General features: G+C 60.7%; 26 protein-coding genes and 1 riboswitch. Of the genes, 17 read left to right on the top strand and 9 right to left on the bottom strand.

From position 1 onward, the window contains the following. Nucleotides 1-57 precede the first annotated feature (57 nt). Together ABR989_RS03305 and ABR989_RS03300 are read left to right on the top strand one after the other, a co-directional pair. Nucleotides 58-762: a carboxypeptidase regulatory-like domain-containing protein gene (locus tag ABR989_RS03305; RefSeq protein WP_428125707.1), complete on the top strand. Its 705-nt coding sequence runs from the start codon at nt 58-60 to the stop codon at nt 760-762. Between the two features lie 16 nt (nt 763-778). Beyond that, a complete protein-coding gene (locus ABR989_RS03300; protein WP_428125706.1) occupies nt 779-1,135 on the top strand; it encodes a VOC family protein in 357 nt (118 codons plus the stop codon). A gap of 24 nt (nt 1,136-1,159) precedes the next feature. Here the strand turns inward: ABR989_RS03300 and ABR989_RS03295 are convergent, their stop codons facing one another. Then, on the bottom strand, nt 1,160-1,918 hold the full coding sequence (locus ABR989_RS03295; protein WP_428125705.1) for a lysophospholipid acyltransferase family protein: 759 nt from the start codon (nt 1,916-1,918) through the stop codon (nt 1,160-1,162). A 155-nt stretch (nt 1,919-2,073) separates the two neighbouring features. Between ABR989_RS03295 and ABR989_RS03290 the strand changes: the two genes are divergently transcribed. After that, nucleotides 2,074-2,259 carry a hypothetical protein gene (locus ABR989_RS03290; RefSeq protein WP_428125703.1) on the top strand — a complete coding sequence of 62 codons (186 nt, stop codon included), beginning with the start codon at nt 2,074-2,076 and terminating at the stop codon, nt 2,257-2,259. 11 nt (nt 2,260-2,270) lie between these two features. Further along, entirely contained in the window at nt 2,271-2,723 is a 453-nt protein-coding gene (locus tag ABR989_RS03285) for a hypothetical protein (protein WP_428125702.1), read from the top strand. On the opposite strand, the gene ABR989_RS03280 is transcribed toward ABR989_RS03285, so the two are convergent. Beyond that, nucleotides 2,680-3,525, bottom strand: coding sequence for an FTR1 family iron permease (locus ABR989_RS03280; RefSeq protein WP_428125701.1), 846 nt, complete (start codon nt 3,523-3,525; stop codon nt 2,680-2,682). The genes ABR989_RS03285 and ABR989_RS03280 overlap by 44 nt on opposite strands. Before the next feature lie 269 nt (nt 3,526-3,794). Between ABR989_RS03280 and ABR989_RS03275 the strand changes: the two genes are divergently transcribed. The 4 genes from ABR989_RS03275 (at nt 3,795) to ABR989_RS03260 (ending at nt 5,925) form a co-directional block, all read left to right on the top strand. After that, nucleotides 3,795-4,157, top strand: coding sequence for a hypothetical protein (locus ABR989_RS03275; RefSeq protein ID WP_428125700.1), 363 nt, complete (start codon nt 3,795-3,797; stop codon nt 4,155-4,157). Nucleotides 4,158-4,196: 39 nt separating this feature from the next. Then, the gene (locus ABR989_RS03270) at nt 4,197-5,078 is read left to right on the top strand and encodes a 3-hydroxybutyryl-CoA dehydrogenase (protein ID WP_428125699.1); all 882 of its coding nucleotides are present in this window, start codon (nt 4,197-4,199) and stop codon (nt 5,076-5,078) included. A gap of 29 nt (nt 5,079-5,107) precedes the next feature. Next, a complete protein-coding gene (locus ABR989_RS03265; RefSeq protein ID WP_331963785.1) occupies nt 5,108-5,341 on the top strand; it encodes an Lrp/AsnC family transcriptional regulator in 234 nt (77 codons plus the stop codon). Between the two features lie 86 nt (nt 5,342-5,427). Further along, entirely contained in the window at nt 5,428-5,925 is a 498-nt protein-coding gene (locus ABR989_RS03260; RefSeq protein WP_428125698.1) for a GreA/GreB family elongation factor, read from the top strand. A 42-nt stretch (nt 5,926-5,967) separates the two neighbouring features. On the opposite strand, the gene ABR989_RS03255 is transcribed toward ABR989_RS03260, so the two are convergent. Genes ABR989_RS03255 through ABR989_RS03245 form a run of 3 tightly spaced genes read right to left on the bottom strand, consistent with a single transcriptional unit; the run spans nt 5,968 to nt 8,948 of the window. Next, nucleotides 5,968-6,228 (bottom strand): hypothetical protein, encoded by a 261-nt coding sequence (locus ABR989_RS03255; RefSeq protein ID WP_428125697.1) that lies wholly within the window; start codon nt 6,226-6,228, stop codon nt 5,968-5,970. Nucleotides 6,229-6,262: 34 nt separating this feature from the next. Continuing rightward, nucleotides 6,263-7,171: a hypothetical protein gene (locus ABR989_RS03250; RefSeq protein ID WP_428125696.1), complete on the bottom strand. Its 909-nt coding sequence runs from the start codon at nt 7,169-7,171 to the stop codon at nt 6,263-6,265. Further along, nucleotides 7,164-8,948, bottom strand: a complete 1,785-nt coding sequence (locus ABR989_RS03245) for an AMP-dependent synthetase/ligase (RefSeq protein WP_428125695.1) — start codon at nt 8,946-8,948, stop codon at nt 7,164-7,166. The genes ABR989_RS03250 and ABR989_RS03245 overlap by 8 nt, the downstream gene beginning before the upstream one ends. A gap of 341 nt (nt 8,949-9,289) precedes the next feature. On the opposite strand from ABR989_RS03245, the gene coxB reads away from it, so the two are divergent. The 8 genes from coxB to ABR989_RS03205 are packed head-to-tail and all read left to right on the top strand — an operon-like array spanning nt 9,290 to nt 15,371. Further along, on the top strand, nt 9,290-10,012 hold the full coding sequence (coxB, locus tag ABR989_RS03240) for a cytochrome c oxidase subunit II (RefSeq protein ID WP_428125694.1): 723 nt from the start codon (nt 9,290-9,292) through the stop codon (nt 10,010-10,012). Further along, nucleotides 10,009-11,763, top strand: a complete 1,755-nt coding sequence (locus tag ABR989_RS03235; RefSeq protein WP_428125693.1) for a cytochrome c oxidase subunit I — start codon at nt 10,009-10,011, stop codon at nt 11,761-11,763. Before coxB ends, ABR989_RS03235 begins: the two co-directional genes overlap by 4 nt. Nucleotides 11,764-11,782: 19 nt before the next feature. Then, entirely contained in the window at nt 11,783-12,772 is a 990-nt protein-coding gene (locus ABR989_RS03230; RefSeq protein ID WP_428125692.1) for a COX15/CtaA family protein, read from the top strand. A gap of 8 nt (nt 12,773-12,780) precedes the next feature. Beyond that, nucleotides 12,781-13,674 carry a heme o synthase gene (cyoE, locus tag ABR989_RS03225; RefSeq protein WP_428125691.1) on the top strand — a complete coding sequence of 298 codons (894 nt, stop codon included), beginning with the start codon at nt 12,781-12,783 and terminating at the stop codon, nt 13,672-13,674. Next, nucleotides 13,671-13,805, top strand: coding sequence for a hypothetical protein (locus tag ABR989_RS03220; RefSeq protein ID WP_428125690.1), 135 nt, complete (start codon nt 13,671-13,673; stop codon nt 13,803-13,805). Before cyoE ends, ABR989_RS03220 begins: the two co-directional genes overlap by 4 nt. 58 nt (nt 13,806-13,863) lie before the next feature. Then, nucleotides 13,864-14,430, top strand: a complete 567-nt coding sequence (locus tag ABR989_RS03215; RefSeq protein ID WP_428125688.1) for a cytochrome c oxidase subunit 3 — start codon at nt 13,864-13,866, stop codon at nt 14,428-14,430. Between the two features lie 46 nt (nt 14,431-14,476). Then, the gene (locus ABR989_RS03210) at nt 14,477-14,875 is read left to right on the top strand and encodes a cytochrome C oxidase subunit IV family protein (RefSeq protein ID WP_428125687.1); all 399 of its coding nucleotides are present in this window, start codon (nt 14,477-14,479) and stop codon (nt 14,873-14,875) included. A gap of 25 nt (nt 14,876-14,900) precedes the next feature. Next, the gene (locus ABR989_RS03205; RefSeq protein WP_428125686.1) at nt 14,901-15,371 is read left to right on the top strand and encodes a DUF420 domain-containing protein; all 471 of its coding nucleotides are present in this window, start codon (nt 14,901-14,903) and stop codon (nt 15,369-15,371) included. A gap of 147 nt (nt 15,372-15,518) precedes the next feature. Here ABR989_RS03205 and ABR989_RS03200 read toward each other — a convergent pair whose 3' ends face one another. The 4 genes from ABR989_RS03200 to ABR989_RS03185 form a co-directional block, all read right to left on the bottom strand. Then, nucleotides 15,519-16,127, bottom strand: coding sequence for a glutathione S-transferase family protein (locus ABR989_RS03200; protein ID WP_428125685.1), 609 nt, complete (start codon nt 16,125-16,127; stop codon nt 15,519-15,521). A gap of 71 nt (nt 16,128-16,198) precedes the next feature. Further along, nucleotides 16,199-16,630 carry a hypothetical protein gene (locus ABR989_RS03195; RefSeq protein WP_428125684.1) on the bottom strand — a complete coding sequence of 144 codons (432 nt, stop codon included), beginning with the start codon at nt 16,628-16,630 and terminating at the stop codon, nt 16,199-16,201. Nucleotides 16,631-16,636: 6 nt separating this feature from the next. Continuing rightward, complete coding sequence (locus ABR989_RS03190; RefSeq protein ID WP_428125683.1) at nt 16,637-17,419, bottom strand: alpha/beta fold hydrolase; 783 nt, start codon at nt 17,417-17,419, stop codon at nt 16,637-16,639. Beyond that, nucleotides 17,416-18,717 carry an LLM class flavin-dependent oxidoreductase gene (locus tag ABR989_RS03185; RefSeq protein ID WP_428125682.1) on the bottom strand — a complete coding sequence of 434 codons (1,302 nt, stop codon included), beginning with the start codon at nt 18,715-18,717 and terminating at the stop codon, nt 17,416-17,418. Before ABR989_RS03185 ends, ABR989_RS03190 begins: the two co-directional genes overlap by 4 nt. 297 nt (nt 18,718-19,014) lie before the next feature. On the opposite strand from ABR989_RS03185, the gene ABR989_RS03180 reads away from it, so the two are divergent. Continuing rightward, entirely contained in the window at nt 19,015-19,707 is a 693-nt protein-coding gene (locus ABR989_RS03180) for a hypothetical protein (RefSeq protein ID WP_428125681.1), read from the top strand. Between the two features lie 56 nt (nt 19,708-19,763). Continuing rightward, nucleotides 19,764-20,004, top strand: a riboswitch (cobalamin riboswitch). Nucleotides 20,005-20,029 lie beyond the last annotated feature (25 nt).

Genomic DNA, 20,029 nt, shown 5'->3' with positions numbered 1-20,029 from the left:
GAGAGAGTTTGATTTAACTGGGTAAAACATATCAGCGATTTCGCCGGAGAAATGGTAATGACAAAGTTTGCAATTGTACTGGCGGCGTGTGCGGCTGTCGCGCTCGGCATGAGCGTGGGCGCCGGCCTCGCGAGCGCTGCCGGCGGCACGATTAGCGGAACCGTCAAGTATGACGGTACGGCGCCCGCGCCCAGGCAGCTCGCGGTGACCAAGGACAAGGAAGTATGCGCGCTGCATCCGCACTTCGAACAGGACTTGGTCGTCGGCAGCGGCGGTGGAATCGCGAACGCGGTTGTGACCGTGAAAGGCGCCAAGGGCGACCTGAAGCCCGGTGAAGTAAAGTTCGATCAGAAGGGATGCGACTACGTGCCGCACGTGCTCGCGTTCCCGGCCGGCAGCACCGTGGACATCCTGAACTCGGACGGGATTCTGCACAACATCCATTCCTATTCGACCAGGAATCCAGCGTTCAACATGGCTCAGCCCAAGTTCAAGAAAGTAATCCAGCGAAAGGTCGAACAGCCGGAAGTGATCAAGATCACCTGCGATGCGCACGGCTGGATGCACGCCTGGTGGGTCGCGACCGACACTCCGTACTTCGCGGTGACGGACGACAAGGGCAACTACTCGATCGCAGGCGTGCCGCCGGGCAACTACGAAGTCGAAGTGTGGCAGGAAAAGCTCGGCACGCAGGATCAGAAAGTCGATGTGAAAGACGGCGCGACGGCGACGGGCAATTTCTCGTTGAAGCCGAAGGGCTGAGCGCTAATCCGCACCGATGATTAAACGCCTGGTTACGCTCGAAGTCGCGACCTCGGACCTCGCGGACGCAGCGTCGATCTACGAAAAGAACTTCGGCTTTGCCGTAGCCAGGCCGGCAGATGGGAAGTCGGCGTCGGTGAAGGTCGGCGGCGCGGAGATTCGTCTCGTCGCGGCGGCCGCGATCGATTCGTCGAGCGAAGGGATGATCGGCCTGTGGCTCGAGGCGGAGGACGTCGATCGGGTGATAGCGGACTTTCGCGCCGCCGGTCTTGACGCCGGCGCGATTCGGAAGGACTCGGGACGCCGTATCCTGACGATCGATCCCAAGCTGGCCAGCCAGGTCCCGCTGTTCATCTTCGATCGCAAAGCCTAGCCGGAGCGCGAGCAGGCACAGCGCTCAGACCTCGGTGGTGAAAGTGGCGCGCACCGCTTCCTCGAGCCTGCGCGTCAGCTCGGTGCGGTCGGCGCTGCGCATTCCTTCGGTCGCGATCGGCTTTCCAATCGTCATGCGCATCGCGCAGCCCGGGGTCACGATCTTTGCGCGGCGCGGGAAAATAAGGCCGGATCCGCTGATCGACATCGGCACCGCCGGCAACTTCGACAGGATCGCGAGCCACGCGGCGCCATCTTCGAACTCGTGGACCCGGTTGTCGTTGAAGCGATGGCCCTCGGCGAAGATGTAGACGTCGAGGCCACTTCGGATGATCTGAATCGCCTTGCGAATTGCCTTGCCTCCGGACTCGCGGTCGATGATCACGTGACCGCCGCGTTGCATCGCGTAGCCGATCACCGGGATTTTGAGCAGTTCTTTTTTCGCGATGGAGCGGGGCTCGCCCGGCATGAACGCGGTGACGGCGAAGATGTCGAAGAAGCTCTGGTGGTTTGCAACCAGGATGAACGACTTCAGACCGGCGAGATTTTCGAGACCTTCGATTTGCACCTTGATGCCGCAGAGTCTGATTATTCCGCGAGCCCATGCGCGACTGATCAGTGTGACCGCGTGCTGCTTGCCCATCGTGGCGGCAATCGCGGCGGCGATCGCGCAAGGCGCCGTCCACAGCACTGACAGCACCGTCGCGACTATCCCCCATGCGAGGTTGAAGATGCCGCGATGCGCACCGGCGGTGTATGACGAAGCTTCGGCGTGATTGGCCATGCCCGACTACTTTGCCCGCTGGCCTCGCCGTGCTGCAAGCGCGCCGCAGATGCGTCGATTGGCAGTACACATCCGGGAAAGCGCGAAAGTTGACACTGCCATGACGGCGTTGTTACATCGATCATAGCAAGACAAAGCCGACCGTCGAGGATTCAATGGGCCGAATCACCGGGTTTCAGCAGTTTCTCCAAATCCTGACCGTGCCGGACAACATCCCGATCATCGCGATGCTGATCATGGTGATGTTCTTCACGTATGTCGCGCTCAAGCAGGGCCGTCGCAACGATCAGCTGATCGCGCACGGCCATCGCGAACGCATCATCGACGAGATGAGGAAGTAGCCGCGGCGCCGATGCTGCTCGCGATTGCCGCCGTTCTATTTGCCACGGTTCAAACGACTCTGGCCGCGGATTTATCCGCGCCGTCCGACGCCGGCGCCGAAGCGGCGTGCGCCGAAATCAAAAATGCGCTTCATGCGCTGGCCAGTGCGGAGCACGACGAATCGTTGGCGCTCGATCTTGCTTCCAGCGGCGGCAATTCGACCGCGATCGTCGAGGCGCGGCTGTCCGTCCTGCTCGATCGCGCGCAGGATTTGCGCGTCGTGCTCGAGCACGTCCGTCAAAGTGCGGTCGCGCGCGACCCGATGGTCGATCAATGCACGCGGATGGGGTTTGGCGCGCTGGTGATGTCCGAGAAACTGAGTTCCGACGTGGAGACTGTCCTGTTCGGCGGCGACGATTCTGTCGCGCAAGCGCCCGAGCTCAAGTCTGCTCCCCCTGCATCGCCGCCTGCTCGGCAACCCTGACCTGTCGTGCGGCAGCGTTGCGTGGAACCAACACGGCGGCCGCCGCAAGCATCAGCAGAACCGCCTGCGCGCCGAGCGATTGAATCGTCGGGAACAGACCGAGCATGGGAATCGTTGGCGCGTAATTCACGAATGTAGCCGGTACGATCGACGCTTCCTGCAAGCTCGCGACGCCCTGGCCGACAAAGACGATCGCCAGCGCGTAGAGCATAATCGAAGTCGCGTGGAAGAAGATCTTCATCGGGATTCGATCGGCAGCGCGCCTGATGACCACGAAGGACGCGGCCAGTGCGACCGCGGCAACGGCGATGCCGGCCGTCACCGCGTGACGCTCGACAGCTTCGGTCGCGCCGTTGGTGAGCGCCTGAAAGAACACGATCGTCTCCGCGCCCTCGCGCATCACGGCGAGAAACGCGGTGAGCCCGAGCGCGATACCGGGAATCGTGCTGCGCTCGGCGCTTTCGAGTTTGTGCGAGATGAACTTCATCCAGCGATCGGACTGGCCCTTCGAGGTCATCCATGAGCTGACGTAGAAAAGGGTCGCGGCGGCGAAGAGTTGGAAGACGCCTTCGAGCGTGTCGCTGGCGTCGTCGGTGATTATATGGTTGACCGCCCACGCCAGAACGATGCTGGCGATGATCGCGACTGCTGCGCCCGTATAGACGTCGCGCGAGCGGCCGATTCGTCCCGCGCCGCGCGTGGCGGCCGCGAGCGCGACGACGACCAGCATCGCTTCCATGCCTTCGCGGAAGAGCAGGCCAAGCGAATAGAAGAAGTAAGCGACGGCGGTTTGATTAATCATATGTGTTAATTCTGAGAATGATTCTCAATTCCGATTGTAGCCCTGACGGTGTGCGATGTCAATGGTGACAACTTATCCGTCCGCAGCCGGGTCGCCCGGTCATACTTGCGACCATCTGCAGCCGGTAGTAACGTCAGAATTGAAGCGGGCCCGCCGATTTTTCGTGCGCACGGCCGCTTCAAGTTTTTTCAGGGCTCTTTCGGGGATGCGGGCCCTGCGATGCATTCGGGCGTCGATGCGATGCCCACTTTGAGGCGGTCAATCTCCTGATGCGATGCGTCTATTGCAGCAAGCGCGCCGGTTTGATCCGCCGCGTCTGCACGCTGTGTGCGAAAGTAGTCGCGATCGTGGACCGCGCCGGCGGCGAAGTCGGACTGGCGGGGCTGGTCGATATTTTCGTGGAAGAGGGTCTCACGCGGGAGCAGGTCGATGCGGTGCTCGACACGCAAGTCGGCGTCGAGCCTACAATCCGCGACCGGCTCACCGCGAGCATGACGAACCACTTGATGCGCAACCTCGGGATGCCGGGGCGCCAGTCGCCCGAAGATGTAAGGAAGGTGCGCACCGCGATGCGAAACGGCGGCGGCGCCGGCACGTGGGCCGGTGGCGAGGAGCCCCCGGAGCATCATTGAGACCTCTGGTTCACGGCTGAATAGTTTTTGGAGAGACGAATGAATTTGCGGCAGATCGGCGTCGTCGGGGCAGGGCAGATGGGTGCGGGAATCGCGCAGGTCGCGGCGCAGGCGGAAATCGCGGTCGTGATGCACGATATAACGCCGGAGCTGTGCAAGCGCGGCATCGATTCGATCGCGCGCAACCTGGAGCGGATGATCGAGCGCGGGCGCTTCAAGCCCGAGGAGCGCGATCGCGTGATGCGCCGCGTCGAGACGACCACCAAGCTCGAGGATCTGGCCGGGGTTGGCTTCGTGATCGAGGCGGTGATCGAAAACGAAGACGCGAAGATCGCGCTGCTGCAGAAGCTCGACAAGATCTGTCCGCCCGAGACGATTTTCGCGTCGAACACGTCGTCGATTTCGATCACCAGGATGGGGGCGCGCACTTCGCGCGCCGACCGCGTGATCGGGATGCACTTTATGAACCCGGTCCCGGCGATGAAGCTGGTCGAAATCATTCGCGGACTGGCCACCTCGGAACCGACTTTTCAGCAGACGCGGGCGCTCGCCGAGCAACTCGGCAAGACCACGATGACCGCGCAGGATTTTCCGGGATTCATCGTCAATCGCGTGCTGCTGCCGATGATCAACGAAGCGATTTACACGATGTACGAAGGCGTCGGCGGCGTAACCGATATCGACATCGCGATGAAGCTCGGCACCAATCAACCGATGGGCCCGCTCGAGCTGGCGGATCTGATCGGGCTGGACACCTGCCTTGCGATCATGGAGGTGATGCATCGGGTGCTCGGCGACGACAAGTACCGTGCATGCCCGCTGCTGAAGAAGTACGTCGATGCCGGATACCTGGGCCGCAAATCAGGCCGCGGTTTTTATGTATATGATGAGAAGGGTACTTTGATTCCGCCACCGCGCTGAGCGCGCGTGAGCGCCGGGAGGAAACGAGCATGTCCGTAAAGGCATTCATCCTGATCGACACGTCGCCGGGAAAGGCGCGCGAGGTCGCGGCCAAGATTCGAGGCGTCAGCGGCGTTTCCGTGGCGCATGCGGTCACCGGGCCGCACGACATCATCGCGATCGCGGAGGCCGCGGACGTGACCTCGCTCGGCGAGCTGGTGGTGCAGAAGATTCAGAGCGTGACCGGAGTCAATCGGAGCCTGACTTCAATCGTCGCGGATTGAAGCAGGCAAAAGAGATCGCGACGGCGCTCACCGGCGCGGCGATCGTATAGACCAGGAAAAAGATCGCATTCAGGAAGAATGTATCGATGGCTGAATTACCGGTAATCAAGCGGCTCAGAAAAGACCTCGAGACGCTCAAGCGCGAACTCAACGTGGACCTGCCCAAGGAACTCGAGCGCGCGCGCGCTCACGGCGACTTGTCTGAAAACGCGGAATGGGCGATGGCGAAGCAGCGTCAGGAGTTCCTGCGCGCGCGGGTGGGCAACCTGGAGGCGCGAATCGTGGAGCTCACGATGATCGACCTCGAGACAATTCCGCACGACACTGTTGGCCTGGGCAGCCGCGTTCGGCTCGAGGATCTCGATGAGGGCGGTATCGCGGAGTTCGAGATCGTGGTGCCGGAGGAAGTTGACGGCGCGCAGAACCGCATCTCGCTGTCGTCGCCGCTGGGCCGCGCGCTAATCGGCAAGGCGGCGCAGGACGATATCGAAGTCGTCACGCCCAAGGGCAAGCGCGCCTACATGGTGAAGCAGCTTACGACCATCCATGCGCTGCTCGCCGCGGAGAACGGCCAGACAAAGTAACCGGGCGGGTAGTTCTCGAAAAAGCGCGGGTTCGCTGACTACTCAGGCGTTCCCGCGTTCGACCGGAAGATCCGATCGAGACTCTTCAGATTGAGTCGCCGATTTTGGGCGACTGCTTGAGGGCGTTACGCTGGGCAGAAAAAACGAAACGGCATTGCTTGCCCATTTGCTAAGCGCCGACGTTTTTCCTTCCATCTTTTCGAAGGAATCGACGACTTCCTGATCGGGAACGTCCCGTCCGGCCCCGACACCTTGAATCAGCATTGAAAGTCGGATCGCCTCAGCCTGTTTCTTATCCGCCATCATATATTTCCTTTATTAGTTTAACCCTTAATGGCTAAAGTTCAAGTATCATCCTGAGCAAAGCAAGGTGGGGGCTCACTTCGAACTCTAGTCTCTGAATCGCGGTTTGCTGGCGTGGAAAGTGATACTTCTCGGTACTGTCGATGCTCAGCGCGGCGGCGACGTTTCCGCTCGAATCGAGAACTGGTAATCGTAGAATGTCCTTGTAGGGAACATTGCGCCCGCTGTCCGGAGCAATAGCTGCGATGTTTCCTGCCACCGCCGCGGTTGGATCTCCGCGCCACAATGCGGCGCAGAACGATCGCTGATCCATCGTGTATTCAATTGGGCACCGGCGGGTATTTCCGAATCGCGCAATCACGCGCAGCTTAGTCGGATCACTGGGCGAACGGATTATTAGATTCGCTTCGAGTTTCTCCATTTCGGCGTAACCGCCGACCTCTTCAGCCACCGTCAGCAGCGCTGCCTCCAGAACAGCTTGCAACAGTCGGTCGTCCGCGGCGAGCGTCCCAGTGGTCCGCAGATTGTTGCGCAGATCATCATGGATCCGATTGATCGCTCTGTTTTCGACCTTGCTGCGTTTGAGCTGATGAGGTTGGCGGGCGGACTCCGAGCGGGCGTTCTCGATGGTCTTGAAAAGGAACTGGTACCCGTAAGCTATGGTGATGATGATTGCGACGTTGATGTGCCACGACAAACCTAGCACGATGCCACGGCTAGGAAGTTTGCTCGCTTCGAGCAGTTTATCGCTTTCCAGAAACATCGGGACGAACACAATGATGATCGCGGTCGTTATATTGAGTAGGCCCCATATAGCTCCACTAATGGTGAGAATATTTCGCCGCCGCAGCGCACGCATCAGTCGCGCAAAGAATGCGCCAAACCAGAGTCTGAACTTCAGCACATTTGCCCCTGAGATCTCGAATTGCGGATTATCAATCACCGAACATCGCGTCGATCTGTTCCTTGAAGTGCGCCTGAACGACTTTGCGGCGCACCTTGAGCGACGGCGTGAGCTCGCCGCTTTCCTGTGTGAACGGCTGCGGGATGATCGTGAACCCGACGATCGCTTCCACGTCCGACATTTGCTTGTTGATTCCGCGAATTCGCCCTTGCAGGAGCGTCTTCAACGCCGGTGACTTCGCCAGCGCGTCTGCGTTCTTCGGATCGAGATTGTTGTCGGCGAGAAACTCCGCCAGATTTTCGTAGTCCGGCACTATCAGCGCGGCGAGATGCTTGCGGCGGTCGCCGACCACGCAGGCTTGTGAGATGAATTTGTCGGCGACGAGCTTGCTCTCGACGTAGGCGGGTGAGACGTTCTTGCCGCCCGACAGCACGATGATCTCTTTTTTGCGGTCGGTGATCGAGATGTAACCCTCGGCGTCGATCTTCGCGATGTCGCCGGTATGGAGCCATCCTTGTTCGTCGATCGCTTCCTTGGTTTCGGCCTCGAGCTTGTAGTAACCCTTCATGATGCTCGGCCCGCGCACAAGCAACTCGCCGTCGGCGGCGGTTGCGGTCTGGACCTGCGCCAAAGGCCGTCCCACCGTGCCGATTCGGGTCTTGCCGTGCAGATTGCACGCAACGACGGGCGCCGCCTCGGTCAGGCCGTATCCTTCGACGATTGGAATTTCGGCGGCGGACAGGAACCGGTTGATCTCGGTCGGCAGCGGTGCGCCGCCGGAAATCAGGTAGCGCATTCGACTTCCGAAGATCGCGCGCACTCGCGCGAAGACCAGCCGCCTGAACAGCGCCGTCGAGAGTGCAAGCAGCGGCGGTACCGGTTTACCGCGATGCCGATACTCAGCCGCTTGCTCGCCCGACGCGAGCGCCATTTTGAACAGTCGCTGGCGCATCGGAGCCGAGGCCTCCACCGTGCGCATCACGCGGCCGTGTATCACTTCGAGCAGGCGCGGCACCGTCAGCACCACGGTCGGCTCGACCTCGGTCAGGTTCGCTGCGATCTGCCCGAGACTCTCGGCAAACGCGATCGTCCCTCCCGCCAGCGCCACGGTGTAGTAACCCGCCGTCCGTTCGAACGAGTGCGCGATCGGCAGATGCGACAGCGTCATGTCGGTGTGGTTGAGCGTGAGTGCGGCGAGCGAGTCCTCGCAGTTGGCAAGGATGTTGCCGTGCGAGAGCATCACGCCTTTCGGCGTGCCCGTGGTGCCCGACGTATAGATGATCGTCGCGAGGTCGTCGCTGCTGCCCTCGACGATGGCCGCCGGCGCATCGCCGCTCACCGATGCCGACGTCACGATGGCGGGCGTTCCGTTGGCGGCGGGCGCGGATTCCGCGCCGCGATGCATGGCGATAATTGTCGTGAGGCCGGGAATCAAACTGCCGAGGCCGAGAATTTTTTTGATCATCTCGGGCCCCTTGGCCACGATGATTTTCGCTCCCGAGTCGTTGATGACGTGCGCGGTCTCCTCGGCTCCGCTGGTCGTGTAGAGCGGTACGACGATCGCGCCGAGCCCCAGCACGGCCTGATCGGCGACGATCCATTCGGGGCAATTGTCGGAGAGGATCGCGACCCGATCGCCGGGGCGCACGCCCAGGCTCGGCAGACCGGCGCGAAGCTTTCCGGCAGCCTCGGAGATTTCGGTCCACGAGTGGTCCGTCCAGACTTTGCCGGGCTTGTCCTTTAAGAATGCGCGCGCGCCGTTCTTCTGCGCCTGCGCCTCGAAGGCTTGGGAAAGGGTCGCCACGCGATCAGGCATAAGAAATAAAGACCTCCTCTTCGTCGCCTAGTCGTTGTAGCCCAAACCTTTGTTGCCGCCAATCTCGCGCCAATGCCTGATTACCGAAACCGCGGCCCTTGCGATCCTGCGACCGCGAAGCGCTTGAAATTATTACCGAAATGTGGGCGTCATGGCGGCTATTGAGCGGGCGTTGCGGTGGTGGACAAAGATTTTTCATTTCACTAATCGTTGCGCTGACGGGCATAGTCGCACCCAATTCATGAATCGGAAAGCGTTGCAACGCTGCATCAGCCGCCTTGATCGGCGCCGCGAGCGCTCGTCCGGAGTTTACACATTGGTAGCGCAGAGGTGACGCTTCGATGCTCGAGTATTTGTATTTTCCGCACGACATCTCGACCTTCGGTCCCCAGGTCGATTGGCTCTTTGAGCTGATCTTCTGGATCGTGATCGTCGTTTGGATCGCGGTGATGATCGCGATGCTGGTCTTCATGATTCGCTATCGCGCCCGGCCCGGCCGCAAGGCGCAGTATATTGAAGGCAATTCCCGTCTCGAGATCGTCTGGACCATGGCGACCGCCGCGATCCTGGTCGCTCTGGCGTTTATGAGCCGCTCGACGTGGGCTGATATCAAGGAGCATGGGCCTCCGGGGGAGGTGTTCTTCTTGGTGAACGCGAAGCAGTTCAACTGGGAATTCACTTATCCGGGGCCCGGCGGCAAATTCGGCGCCAAGCACGACCTCACGATCGAGAACGAGATGCACGTGCCGGTCAACAAAGTCGTGCGGATCGATCTGACCTCGAGAGACGTCATCCACAGTTTTTTTGTACCGAACTTGCGTCTCAAGCAGGACGTGGTGCCCGGCCACGTCATCCACGTCTGGTTCGAGGCGACCGAAACCGGGCAATACGAAATTGCGTGCGCGGAGCTGTGCGGCTTCGGGCATTCGGGGATGAAGGCCAGCCTGACGGTCCAGTCGCAAGAGGATTTCGACAAATGGCTCAAAGACCAGTATGCACACCCGCCCGCGCCGCCCGCGCCGGCCGCGCCGGCCGCGCCGCCCCAAGGAGCTAGCCCAAGATGAGCAGCACGGCAGCGGTTGCGGCGCACGGCGCGCGCGCGGAGCATCATGCGCCCGGCTTTTGGCGCACGTATGTCTTCTCCGAAGATCACAAGATGATCGCGAAGCAGTTCCTGTTCATGGCGCTGTTCATGATGTCGATCGGCGGCCTCATGGCGATGCTGATGCGGTGGGAACTGGCGTTTCCCGAAACCCAGGTCCCGGGATTTCACTGGGTGCCCGAACCCTTCATGTACGACGGCGCGATTCCGCCCAACACCTACAACGCGATGTTCACGATGCACGCCACGATCATGATCTTCTTCGTGGTGATACCAATCCTGGTCGGATGTTTCGGCAACTTCCTCATCCCGCTGATGATCGGCGCGCGCGAGATGGCGTTCCCAAAGCTGAACATGCTGTCGTTCTGGGTCGGCGCGGTCGCCGGCGTAATCATGCTTTCCTCGTTCTTCGTAACCGGCGGTCCTGCGGCCGCGGGATGGACCTCGTACGCGCCGCTGAGCGCAGTCGCAATCTACACCGGCGTCGATTGGGGCCAGAACTTATGGTGCATCAGCATCATCGTGCTCGGCGCGTCGTCGCTGATGGGCTCGATCAACTACATCGCCACGATCGTCAACATGCGCACCAGGGGGATGTACTTCTTCCGCCTGCCGCTGGCGATCTGGTCGCTGTTCATCACCGCGATTCTGATGCTGCTCGCGCTTCCGATGCTGACCACGGCGCTCGCGCTCCTGCTGTTCGATCGCATGGGCGGCACGCATTTCTTTCTGCCCTCGGGCGGCGGCGAGCCGCTGCTGTGGCAGCATCTGTTCTGGTTCTTCGGCCAGCCTGAGATTTACGTCATGATCCTGCCCGCGATGGGGATCGTCTCCGACATCATCGCGACGTTTTCGCGCAAGCCGATATTCGGATACCGCACGATGGCGTATGCGATGGTCGCGATCGCGTTCCTGTCGTGGATCGAGTGGGGCCAGCACATGTTCGTGTCGGGGATGAATCCGGCGCTCGGCGCCGCTTTCATGATCACGACGATGATCGTCGCAGTGCCGGCGGCGATTGAGACTTTCGTCTGGCTCGGCACGCTCTACAAGGGCAACGTCCATTACACGGCCGCGATGATGAACGCGCTGGCGTTCGTCGCGATGTTCGTGATCGGCGGAATGTCGGGAATCTGGATGGCGTCCGCGCCGGTGGACATGTACCTCCACGATTCTTACTTCGTCGTCGCGCATATTCACTACGTACTATTCGGCGGCAGCCTGTTCGGGATCTTCGCGGGAATTACCTATTGGTATCCCAAGATGTTCGGCCGCATGATGAACGAGACGCTGGGCAAGATTCACTTCTGGATCACCTTCGTGTCGTTCAATTGCACCTTCTTCCCGATGTACATCCTCGGGATGGCGGGCCACATGCGCCGGATTTACAATCCGCAGCAGTACGATTTTTTGACGCCGATCATTCCAATAAACGAATTTATTTCGATAAGCTCTTTTGTGCTCGGCGCCGCGCAGTTCCTGTTCCTGGCGAACATCGTCTGGAGCTGTTTCAGGGGCGCCAAAGCCATCGACAATCCGTGGCATGCGAATACTCTGGAGTGGACGACGCCTTCGCCGCCGCCGCAGGGCAACTGGCGCGGGACGGTGCCGATCGTTTACCGTGGACCGTACGAGTATAGCTCGCCTGAGGTTGCGGAGGATTTTCTGCCGCAATCGCAGTCGATCGAACACTCGCCGGCCGCGCCGGATTAGGCGGTCGCGCTAACAGCCAATGAATCAGTCATCAGCTGGGGTTGAGAAGACGCGTGGACTGCATCGCTTTGCGGTGTTGACCGCGGGCGCCACTTTTTGCCTCATTTTCGTCGGCGGACTTGTCACCTCGACCGGTTCCGCGCTTGCCGTTCCGGACTGGCCGCTGGCGTTCGGCAAACTCATCCCGGCGTGGGAGGGCGGCATCCGTTTCGAATTTGGCCATCGCCTGGCTGCCGGAACAGTCGTCGTTCTTACGCTGGTGCTGATGGCGTGGGCATGGCGCACAGAGCCGCGGCGATGGGTCCGCAAACTTGTCGTGCTGGCGTTCGGACTGATCGTCGTGCAGGCCGTCCTCGGCGGAATCACGGTGCTGTTCGAGTTGCCGCTGGCGATCGCGGTTGCGCACGCCGCTACGGCTCAGGCCCTGTTGTGTTTGATGGTCTCGATCGCTATTTTCACCAATCCGCGCTGGAGCGCGACCCCGCACGTCGATGATCCGCCGTCACCAATCCCACTGCCTAAACTTGCCGCCGCGATGACCGCCGTCATTTACCTGCAAATTCTGATCGGCGCGGTGATGCGTCACATGAGCGCCGGGCTGGTAATCCCCGATTTCCCGCTTTCGTTCGGCCATTTGGCGCCGCCGTACTGGGACGAGTACATCGCAATTAATTTTGCGCATCGATGCGGTGCGGTGGTTGTTGCCGCGATGGTTTTGTGGACGGTCGCGCGCGTGCTGCGGACGCATCGTCAGGTTGCCGCGCTTCGCCGCCCCGCGCTCGGCTTGTTCCTGCTGCTGGTTATCCAGATTTGTCTCGGTGCGATCACGATCTGGAGCGACCGCGCGGTGCTCCCGACGACCAGCCACGTCGCGGTCGGCGCCGCGGTTCTGGCGACCGGCCTGACGCTGACGCTTCGTGCATATCGCATCCTCGGAGCGCCGCCGCGCGCCCATGCGATCGAGTCGCATGCGGGTTCGAGCGTAGTCGAACGGCAGGTGACCGCGTGAATGCCAAAGTGGCGACCGCTGAATCTGCGCTTACGCTGCCGCGCGGACGCGTCAGCGATTATTTCGAGCTGACCAAGCCGCGCGTGGTTCTGATGGTGCTGGTCACGACGCTGGCCGGTTTCTATCTGGGTGGGCACACGGGATTCGATGTTGCGCTCGCGCTGAATCTGCTGGCGGGTACGGCGTTGGCGGCCGGCGGGACGCTCGCGCTCAATCAGTACGTCGAGCGCGACACCGACGCGATGATGGATCGCACGCGCCATCGTCCGCTGCCCGACATGAGGATGCGCCCGGCCGAGGCGCTGGTGTTCGGCGTGAGCGCGACGGCCGCCGGCTTCGTTTACCTGATGCTCGCGACGAACCTGCTCTGCGCTGGGGTGGTCGCCGCAATCACGATCATTTATCTCGGCGTGTACACTCCGCTGAAGCGATATACCTGGATGTGCAACATCATCGGCGCGGTTCCCGGTGCTCTCCCTCCAGTGGCGGGATGGGTCGCGGCGCGCGGCGGCCTCGGGTTGGAGCCGATGGTGCTGTTCGCGATCATGTTCCTGTGGCAACTGCCGCATACGTTTGCCGTCGCGCGACTCTTCCGCGCCGACTACGCACGCGCCGGCATCCGGCTGCTTCCGCAAGATACTGCGCGCGGCGGAAATCCCTCGAATCCGCTCGTAATTGCGGCAAGCCTCGGACTCGTCGCGGTGGGAATCGTCCCGACGATGCTTGGCTTCGCTGGAATCCCTTACATGGTAATTGCAACCGCGCTTGGCCTCGGCATGTTGATGTTTGGATTTGCGATGGTCCGTTCGCCCGGTAATTCGCGGGCCGCGCGCCGGTTGTTGCTCGCGTCGCTGATTTATTTACCCATCGTGTTGCTGGTGCTCGTGCTGGATCGCGCGTGAGTACCGGCATGACCGGCCTGGTGAAACGTGAGGAGCGCAAAGAGGAAATCTGGCGGACGCTCAAGATACTGCTCGGCGTGATAGTCCTGCTGGTAACGGTCTCGGTCGTGACGATTCTGGTCAAACATTGATATGGCGCCCGGCGTGACAGTAGTGACCCACGATCACTCTGCGGCACACGCCGATCGGTTGGAACCGTCACTTACGCCGGGAAATCTCGGCAAGCTCGGGATGTGGACGTTCCTGGCCGGCGACGCAATGATTTTCGGCGCCGCAATCGCAGCCTACGGTGCGCTTCGCATCAACAATCCGAACTGGCCGGTGCCTGCCGACTACCTCGGCATCACCACCCCGGCGGTGATGACGTTCATCTTGATCTGCTCGAGCTTCACGATGGTCGAGGCGCTGGACGGCGTTCAACACGGCAAGCAGTCGAAGTTCCAAATGTTCATGGCGCTGACCGTCCTCGGCGGGCTCCTGTTCCTTGGGATGCAGGCGTTTGAGTGGCATCGTTTGATCGCCGAAAAAGGGATGTCGGTCCAGCGCGACCTGTTTGACGCGACCTTCTTCATCCTGACCGGCTTTCACGGCTGTCACGTTTTCGGCGGCGTGATGTACAACGGCGTGCTGCTGATTCGCGCAATGATGGGCAAGATACCGCAGGCGAAAGCCGGTCTGGTCGAGGTCGCGGGCCTGTACTGGCAATTCGTTGGCCTGGTCTGGATTCTGATCTTCACGTTCATCTACCTGATTTAGGACGCCGGTTTTCCAACGACAACGGTCCGGAGATGAAATTCAAGCCATGACGACGCAAGCGGCGATTTCAGGGTACGAGGCCGATCATAGCGGGCCGAACTACATTGCGGTTTTTATCTACCTGGCGATTTTGACCGCGATCGAGCTCGGCGTGTATGCGATGGGTCTGCCGCAAGCCGTCAAAGTCGGCCTGCTGATCGGGCTGGCGTTCGCAAACGCCGTGCTGGTGGCGATGTACTTCATGCATCTGGCGATGGAAAAAAAGGCGCTGGCGCTCATCGCGATAGTTCCGGTAGTGCTGGTCACTTTTCTGTGCTTCATGCTGCTGCCCGATGTGACGACGCGGATGTGGACGAAGACCTACCACAAGATCGGGGAGAAGAATCCGGCCGAGATGGAAGAAAATCCGGTCGCGCCGCCGCCCCAGCAAGTCCCGCAGCATTGAAACAGTGAAAAACTTGGCAACCTGATTGGCTTCCTACTATTCACTGGCGCCGCTCAACGCGTTCCTCAATGGATGCGCCACGGTTCTGCTGCTGGCGGGATTCGTCTTCATCAAGAACGGGTGGGTGCGAGCGCATCGCGTATGCATGCTCGCCGCGATGGGTTTTTCCGCGGCTTTCCTGACCTCATATCTCATCTATCACTACAATGTTGGAAACGTGCGCTTCAGCGGCGAAGGATGGGTTCGGTCGCTGTACTTCGCGATTCTGATTCCGCACGTAATCCTGGCGGGTGCCATCGTGCCGCTTGTATTCGCGACGATTTGGTTCGCGCTCCGCGGCAATTTCAAGCGCCATCGGCGAATCGCGCGATGGACCTGGCCGCTGTGGATGTACGTGTCGCTGACCGGAGTGATTGTTTACCTGATGCTGTACCGGATCTACACGCCGATATATCCGCCGACGGCGGCCGCTGTCGCCCAGTCCGCCTCGCGCTGAAAAAAAACGGGGCGGTCCGTTCCATGCGAACCGCGCCCACGCCGCGGGCCGCGTTGGGTTTTACTGGTCATGTCACTATGCTAGTCCGCGTCGCTGAAACGCGAACCGCCCCAATCTTCTGTCATGCTTCGATTGGACGAATCTGCCCTATGCCTTGGCGCTGGGACGGCTCGATACCGCCTGATGCCATCGCCCGAGGTTCTTCTGATTCTCCTGGACCTTGATTCCGGTCAGCCGGCCGAAATCGATTCCGATCATCGCCGTGATATCCGCAATCGTGTAGCGCGGTCCCGCGATGAATTCGCGATCGGCGAGCACCGTGTCGAGCCATTCCAGGCGTTTGACTGCCGCGCTTCGACAGACCTCGCCGTATTCCTTGACTTGCGGGATGCGTCCCTTGAAGAAATCGCTGGTGTTGCGGAACGCGCTCGCCGTCATCCACAATACCTCGAACTCCATCCGCCGGTTCCACATCTCGACCACGGCCTTGTCCTTTGCGTCCACGCCCATCAGGCGCGGCTCCGGCTTGGTCTCCTCGAAGTAGCGGCAAATCGCGACCGACTCCGCGATGTGAGTGCCGTCGTCAAGTTCGAGCACCGGCAGCCCGCCCATCGGATTAATTTTCAGGAACTCGGGCTTGCGATTTTCGCCGGCAGCAATATTGACCTGCTCGTAAGGAACGTTGATGCCTTTTTCCGCGAGAAAGACGCGCACGCGGCGTGGATTCGGAGCTCCGGTAAAATCGTAAATTTTCATAGTTGCAATTTAAAACTGTGCGCTGTCGCAGTCAACTCCAAAAAAATTAATTGCGTTCATTCGCGCGACGCTCAGCCGAGCCGCTCGCGATGATAGGCGAGATAGATCGCGGTGCCGATCGAACCGGTCAGCGCGATTGCCAGATAGATCACGATGAACGGAATCGGGCGCGGCCCCTCTGGTTGCTGGTACCAGAACAGCACCAGGTTGTAGGGCACGTAAAACGCATAGACGATCGAAAGCGGGATCACCCACGCTCGCAAGTTCCAGATGCCGTGGGCGTAGATGAGCAATACGACGCCGAACAGCGGACCGAGCACGAGGTTGTGCGCGACGCCATGGAACTTGTGACCGAAGACCACCAAGCCGCCTACCGCCGGGTTGTTGGCGAACTGGAGCGCCTTGGTGAAATCGGAGAGTGCGAGGACGACAAACAGCACTGTCATCGCAGTGAGGAACCATCCACGCGGCGCGCGCGCGGAATCCGACATTTCATTTGCCATGCGCGGTCAACCCTTCAGGAATTTTCGGATGGCGCCCACGAGCGCCTCCTGCTGCTCGTACATCACCATGTGGCCTGCATTCTTGATTATCTCGAGCTTGCTGTTTTTGATGCGGCTGGTGAATTCCTTCGCATAGGCCGGCGGGATCAGCTTGTCGTCGTCGCCCCACAAGAGCAGGGTTGGCGCCGCAATGCGATAGGCGCGCTTCTTGAGGCCTCGGTCGGGGATCGGCCACAGAAATTTGCTGGCCGTCGCAAGCCGCTTCACGCGCTCGACGTACATCGTTTCCAGCGCTTTGAAGTCCGACGGTATCGCGGTCATCATTTGCGCCGCCGGCGAATTGGGATCGTGGAACAGCAGCCCCGCAATCTCGGTAAGCTGTGCGGCGAAGAAGTCGGGTATCGGCACTTCGTCGATCCAGAAACCGGCCGGCGCTATCAGCACAAGCTTGCGGGCCCGATGCACGTCGAACGCCGCGACCTCAGCCGCAATCATCCCGCCCATCGAATGGCCGACGAGGTTGGCGGTCGGGATGCCGAGTTCGTCCATCAACTCATGATAGAACAGCACCGCGTCTGCTACGTCGTCGATATGCTCGCTGCCCGTGGATTCGCCGTAGCCGGGGAATTGCGGCGCATAGACTTTGAAGTGCGCCCCGAGATCTTCAAGAAACGGCTCGACGGGCATCAGTCCACCCGCGCCGTGCAGGTACAGAAGCGGCTCGCCGCTCCCATAAACCTGCATCTCGAGCGAGAACTTTCCGTTTAGAAGTTTCTGAGTCGTGTTCATTTCGCGCCACGCACCTCCGCCGCACCCGGCGCTGCCGCGCGCGCCTTGCCGTTGACTTCGGTCTTCTGGAAATGCACGGCGGCCGGCATCGCGATATCATCTTGCGGCATCCGCTTGGGCGACCATTTGTCCTCGAAGTCGGTCCACAGATCGCGCATGTACGGCATGACCTCGGTGGCGAACAGGGTGGTGCTCTTGCGCACCAGTTCCGGAGGCATCGAGCCGATTTGCATCAGGATCATCAGATGCCCGCAGTTGAGCGACTTCATCGCCTCGCGCAGACGCTCGCGCACCGTCTTGGGCGAGCCCGCAATCACGTAGCCCTGCTCGATGAAGTCCTTCCACTTGAGACCTTCACGCCGGATTGCTGCCTGCTCGCCGACCTGGCCGAGCATTCCGGCCTTGATCGTCTTCACCGTGCGATAGCCGGGAGCGTCGGCGAAGCCGTTATAGACGTGCAGGCAGCGGTTGTAGAAGTAATCCATATGCGCGGCGTAGTCCTTCTCCGCCTGCTCGTCGGTCTCCGCAACCGCGACGACCTGCGCGAACCCGAGGCTGTATGGATTCAACTCCTTGTTCTTCTTCGCCATCACTTCCCAGTAGCCGTCGGCGATCTTCTTGCCCGCGATGTACCCGAAGAACGAAAGGAAGCTGTACTGATAGTCGTGGTCGGCGCAGAAGTCGTAGGTCTCGACCGAGCCTCCCCCCGGAATCCAGACGGGAGGATGCGGCTGCTGGAGCGGTCTTGGCCACAGGTTGACGTAGCGCAGCTTGGTATACTTGCCGTTGAACGAGAAGACATCCTTCGCGGTCCACGCCTTGATTATCAGGTCGTGGGCCTCGTAGTACTTCTCGCGAATCGTGGCCGGGATCTCGCCGTAACAGAAGTTGGTATCCATCGAGGTGCCGACCGGGAATCCCGCGACCAGCCGCCCGCCCGAGATCACGTCGAGCATCGCGAATTCCTCGGCGACCCGAATCGGCGGATTGTAGAGCGCGATCGAGTTGCCGAGCACGACTAGGCTGGCGTTGCGCGTGCGCCGGCTGAGCGCGGCCGCCATGATATTGGGCGACGGCATCAGGCCGTACGCGTTCTGATGATGCTCGTTGACGCCCAGCCCGTCGAAGCCCATCGCGTCGGCGTATTCGAGCTGATCGAGGTAGTCATTGTAGAGCCGATGCCCGACTTTCGGATCGTACAAGTCGCGCGGGATATCGACCCAAACGCTGTGATACTTTTCCTTGAAGTCTTCAGGCAGGAACCGATACGGCATCAGATGGAACCAGGTAAATTTCATAAGCCTTTCTCCTTGGTAGCCGCTGGTCGGATCGCTCCCGTCGCGATTACACGGGGGGATGGACTGACGGCGACTTTCTCCCAATCTGAATCTTTCGCGATTGCCTGAAAACTGTCAAACGGCGCGGCCGACCCATTGGCACGGGAGGCCAGTATTAAGAAAGGGAAACACAGCGCGCCCGCGGCAGTGGCCGCGCGCGACAACGGAGCGCGGCCTTAATACTGGGTGCAGGGCTCAGCCCTGCGGGATGAACTGTTCAGCCTTACTGCGTCGCGCCCGGCATGCTACGCGATCGGTATGGACAACAGTCGGGATACCCCACACTCGCCCGACTCGCCCGAAAGCGGACTGCCCGCGCTTTCGCCGCGCAAGCTTGCGGCGCGCCGTGCCAACGCGAAGAAATGTACCGGGCCGCGCACACCCGAGGGCAAGGCGGTTGCGCGCCTCAACGCCCTCAAGCACGGTTTCTTCGCGTGCGACGTCGTCAACCCCGAGCTCGACGGCCCCGTTCGCGCCGAGGAATTCAATTCGCTCCTCGACGCTTTGCTCGAAGAGTTCCAGCCGCAGTCCGTCCGCGAGCGCATCCTGATCGACGAGGTTGCCGCATCCTGCTGGCGGATCCGCCGATTGCTGCGCTACGAATGCCGCGAATCGTGGGTCGATGAGGATGCTGACCGCCGCCAGAACTCTACTGAGACGCCCAGCGATGCTCTCCTCGCCTCGATGGGTTATGACAACTTCGGCGTCCGTCGGCGCACTGCTCGCAAGCTGCGGCGCAGCGGACTCGACGCCTTTGTCCTGCCGAGCTATTCGGACGTGGATAAAATCGTCCGCTACGAACGACTCGTAAAGCGCAACCTGTACCGCGCGCTCTATTTACTCGAGCACTCGCGCGCCGCACGCAATCGTTCGGAACCATCGGACGCAAATCCATCATCACGGCGGTTGCTCAGCCCCGAGCGAGATTTGCTTGACGAAAATAAATTTTGACGGAACGAAACTACCGATGGGGGCACAGCCTCCGCTGGACCACAACCGGCAGTATGAATTGCAACGGTTGACTTGCCGCTCAAGGCGCGTAGTGTTCATTGAGATTTGCCCGGGGAAGCCGGTGAGAGACCGGCGCTGCCCCGCAACTGTAAGTTGAGCGTCGCTGAAAAAAGAATCGCGCCCACGCCGCGGGCCGCGTTGGGTTTTGTTGGTCATGTCACTAAGTTAGTTCGCGTCGCTGAAAAAAAATCGCGGCGCTCGTCGAGTCAGGCGACCGGGTGAATCGATGGAGCCGAGAGAACCTTCGCGGGAGAGGGAGGCT

Origin of the sequence: Binatus soli (SeqCode) (assembly GCF_050015535.1) — a bacterium.
Taxonomy (GTDB): Bacteria; Desulfobacterota; Binatia; order Binatales; family Binataceae; genus Binatus; species Binatus soli.
The sequence above is the reverse complement of the archived record's forward strand: the minus strand, read 5'-3'. Positions and strand labels throughout refer to the sequence as shown.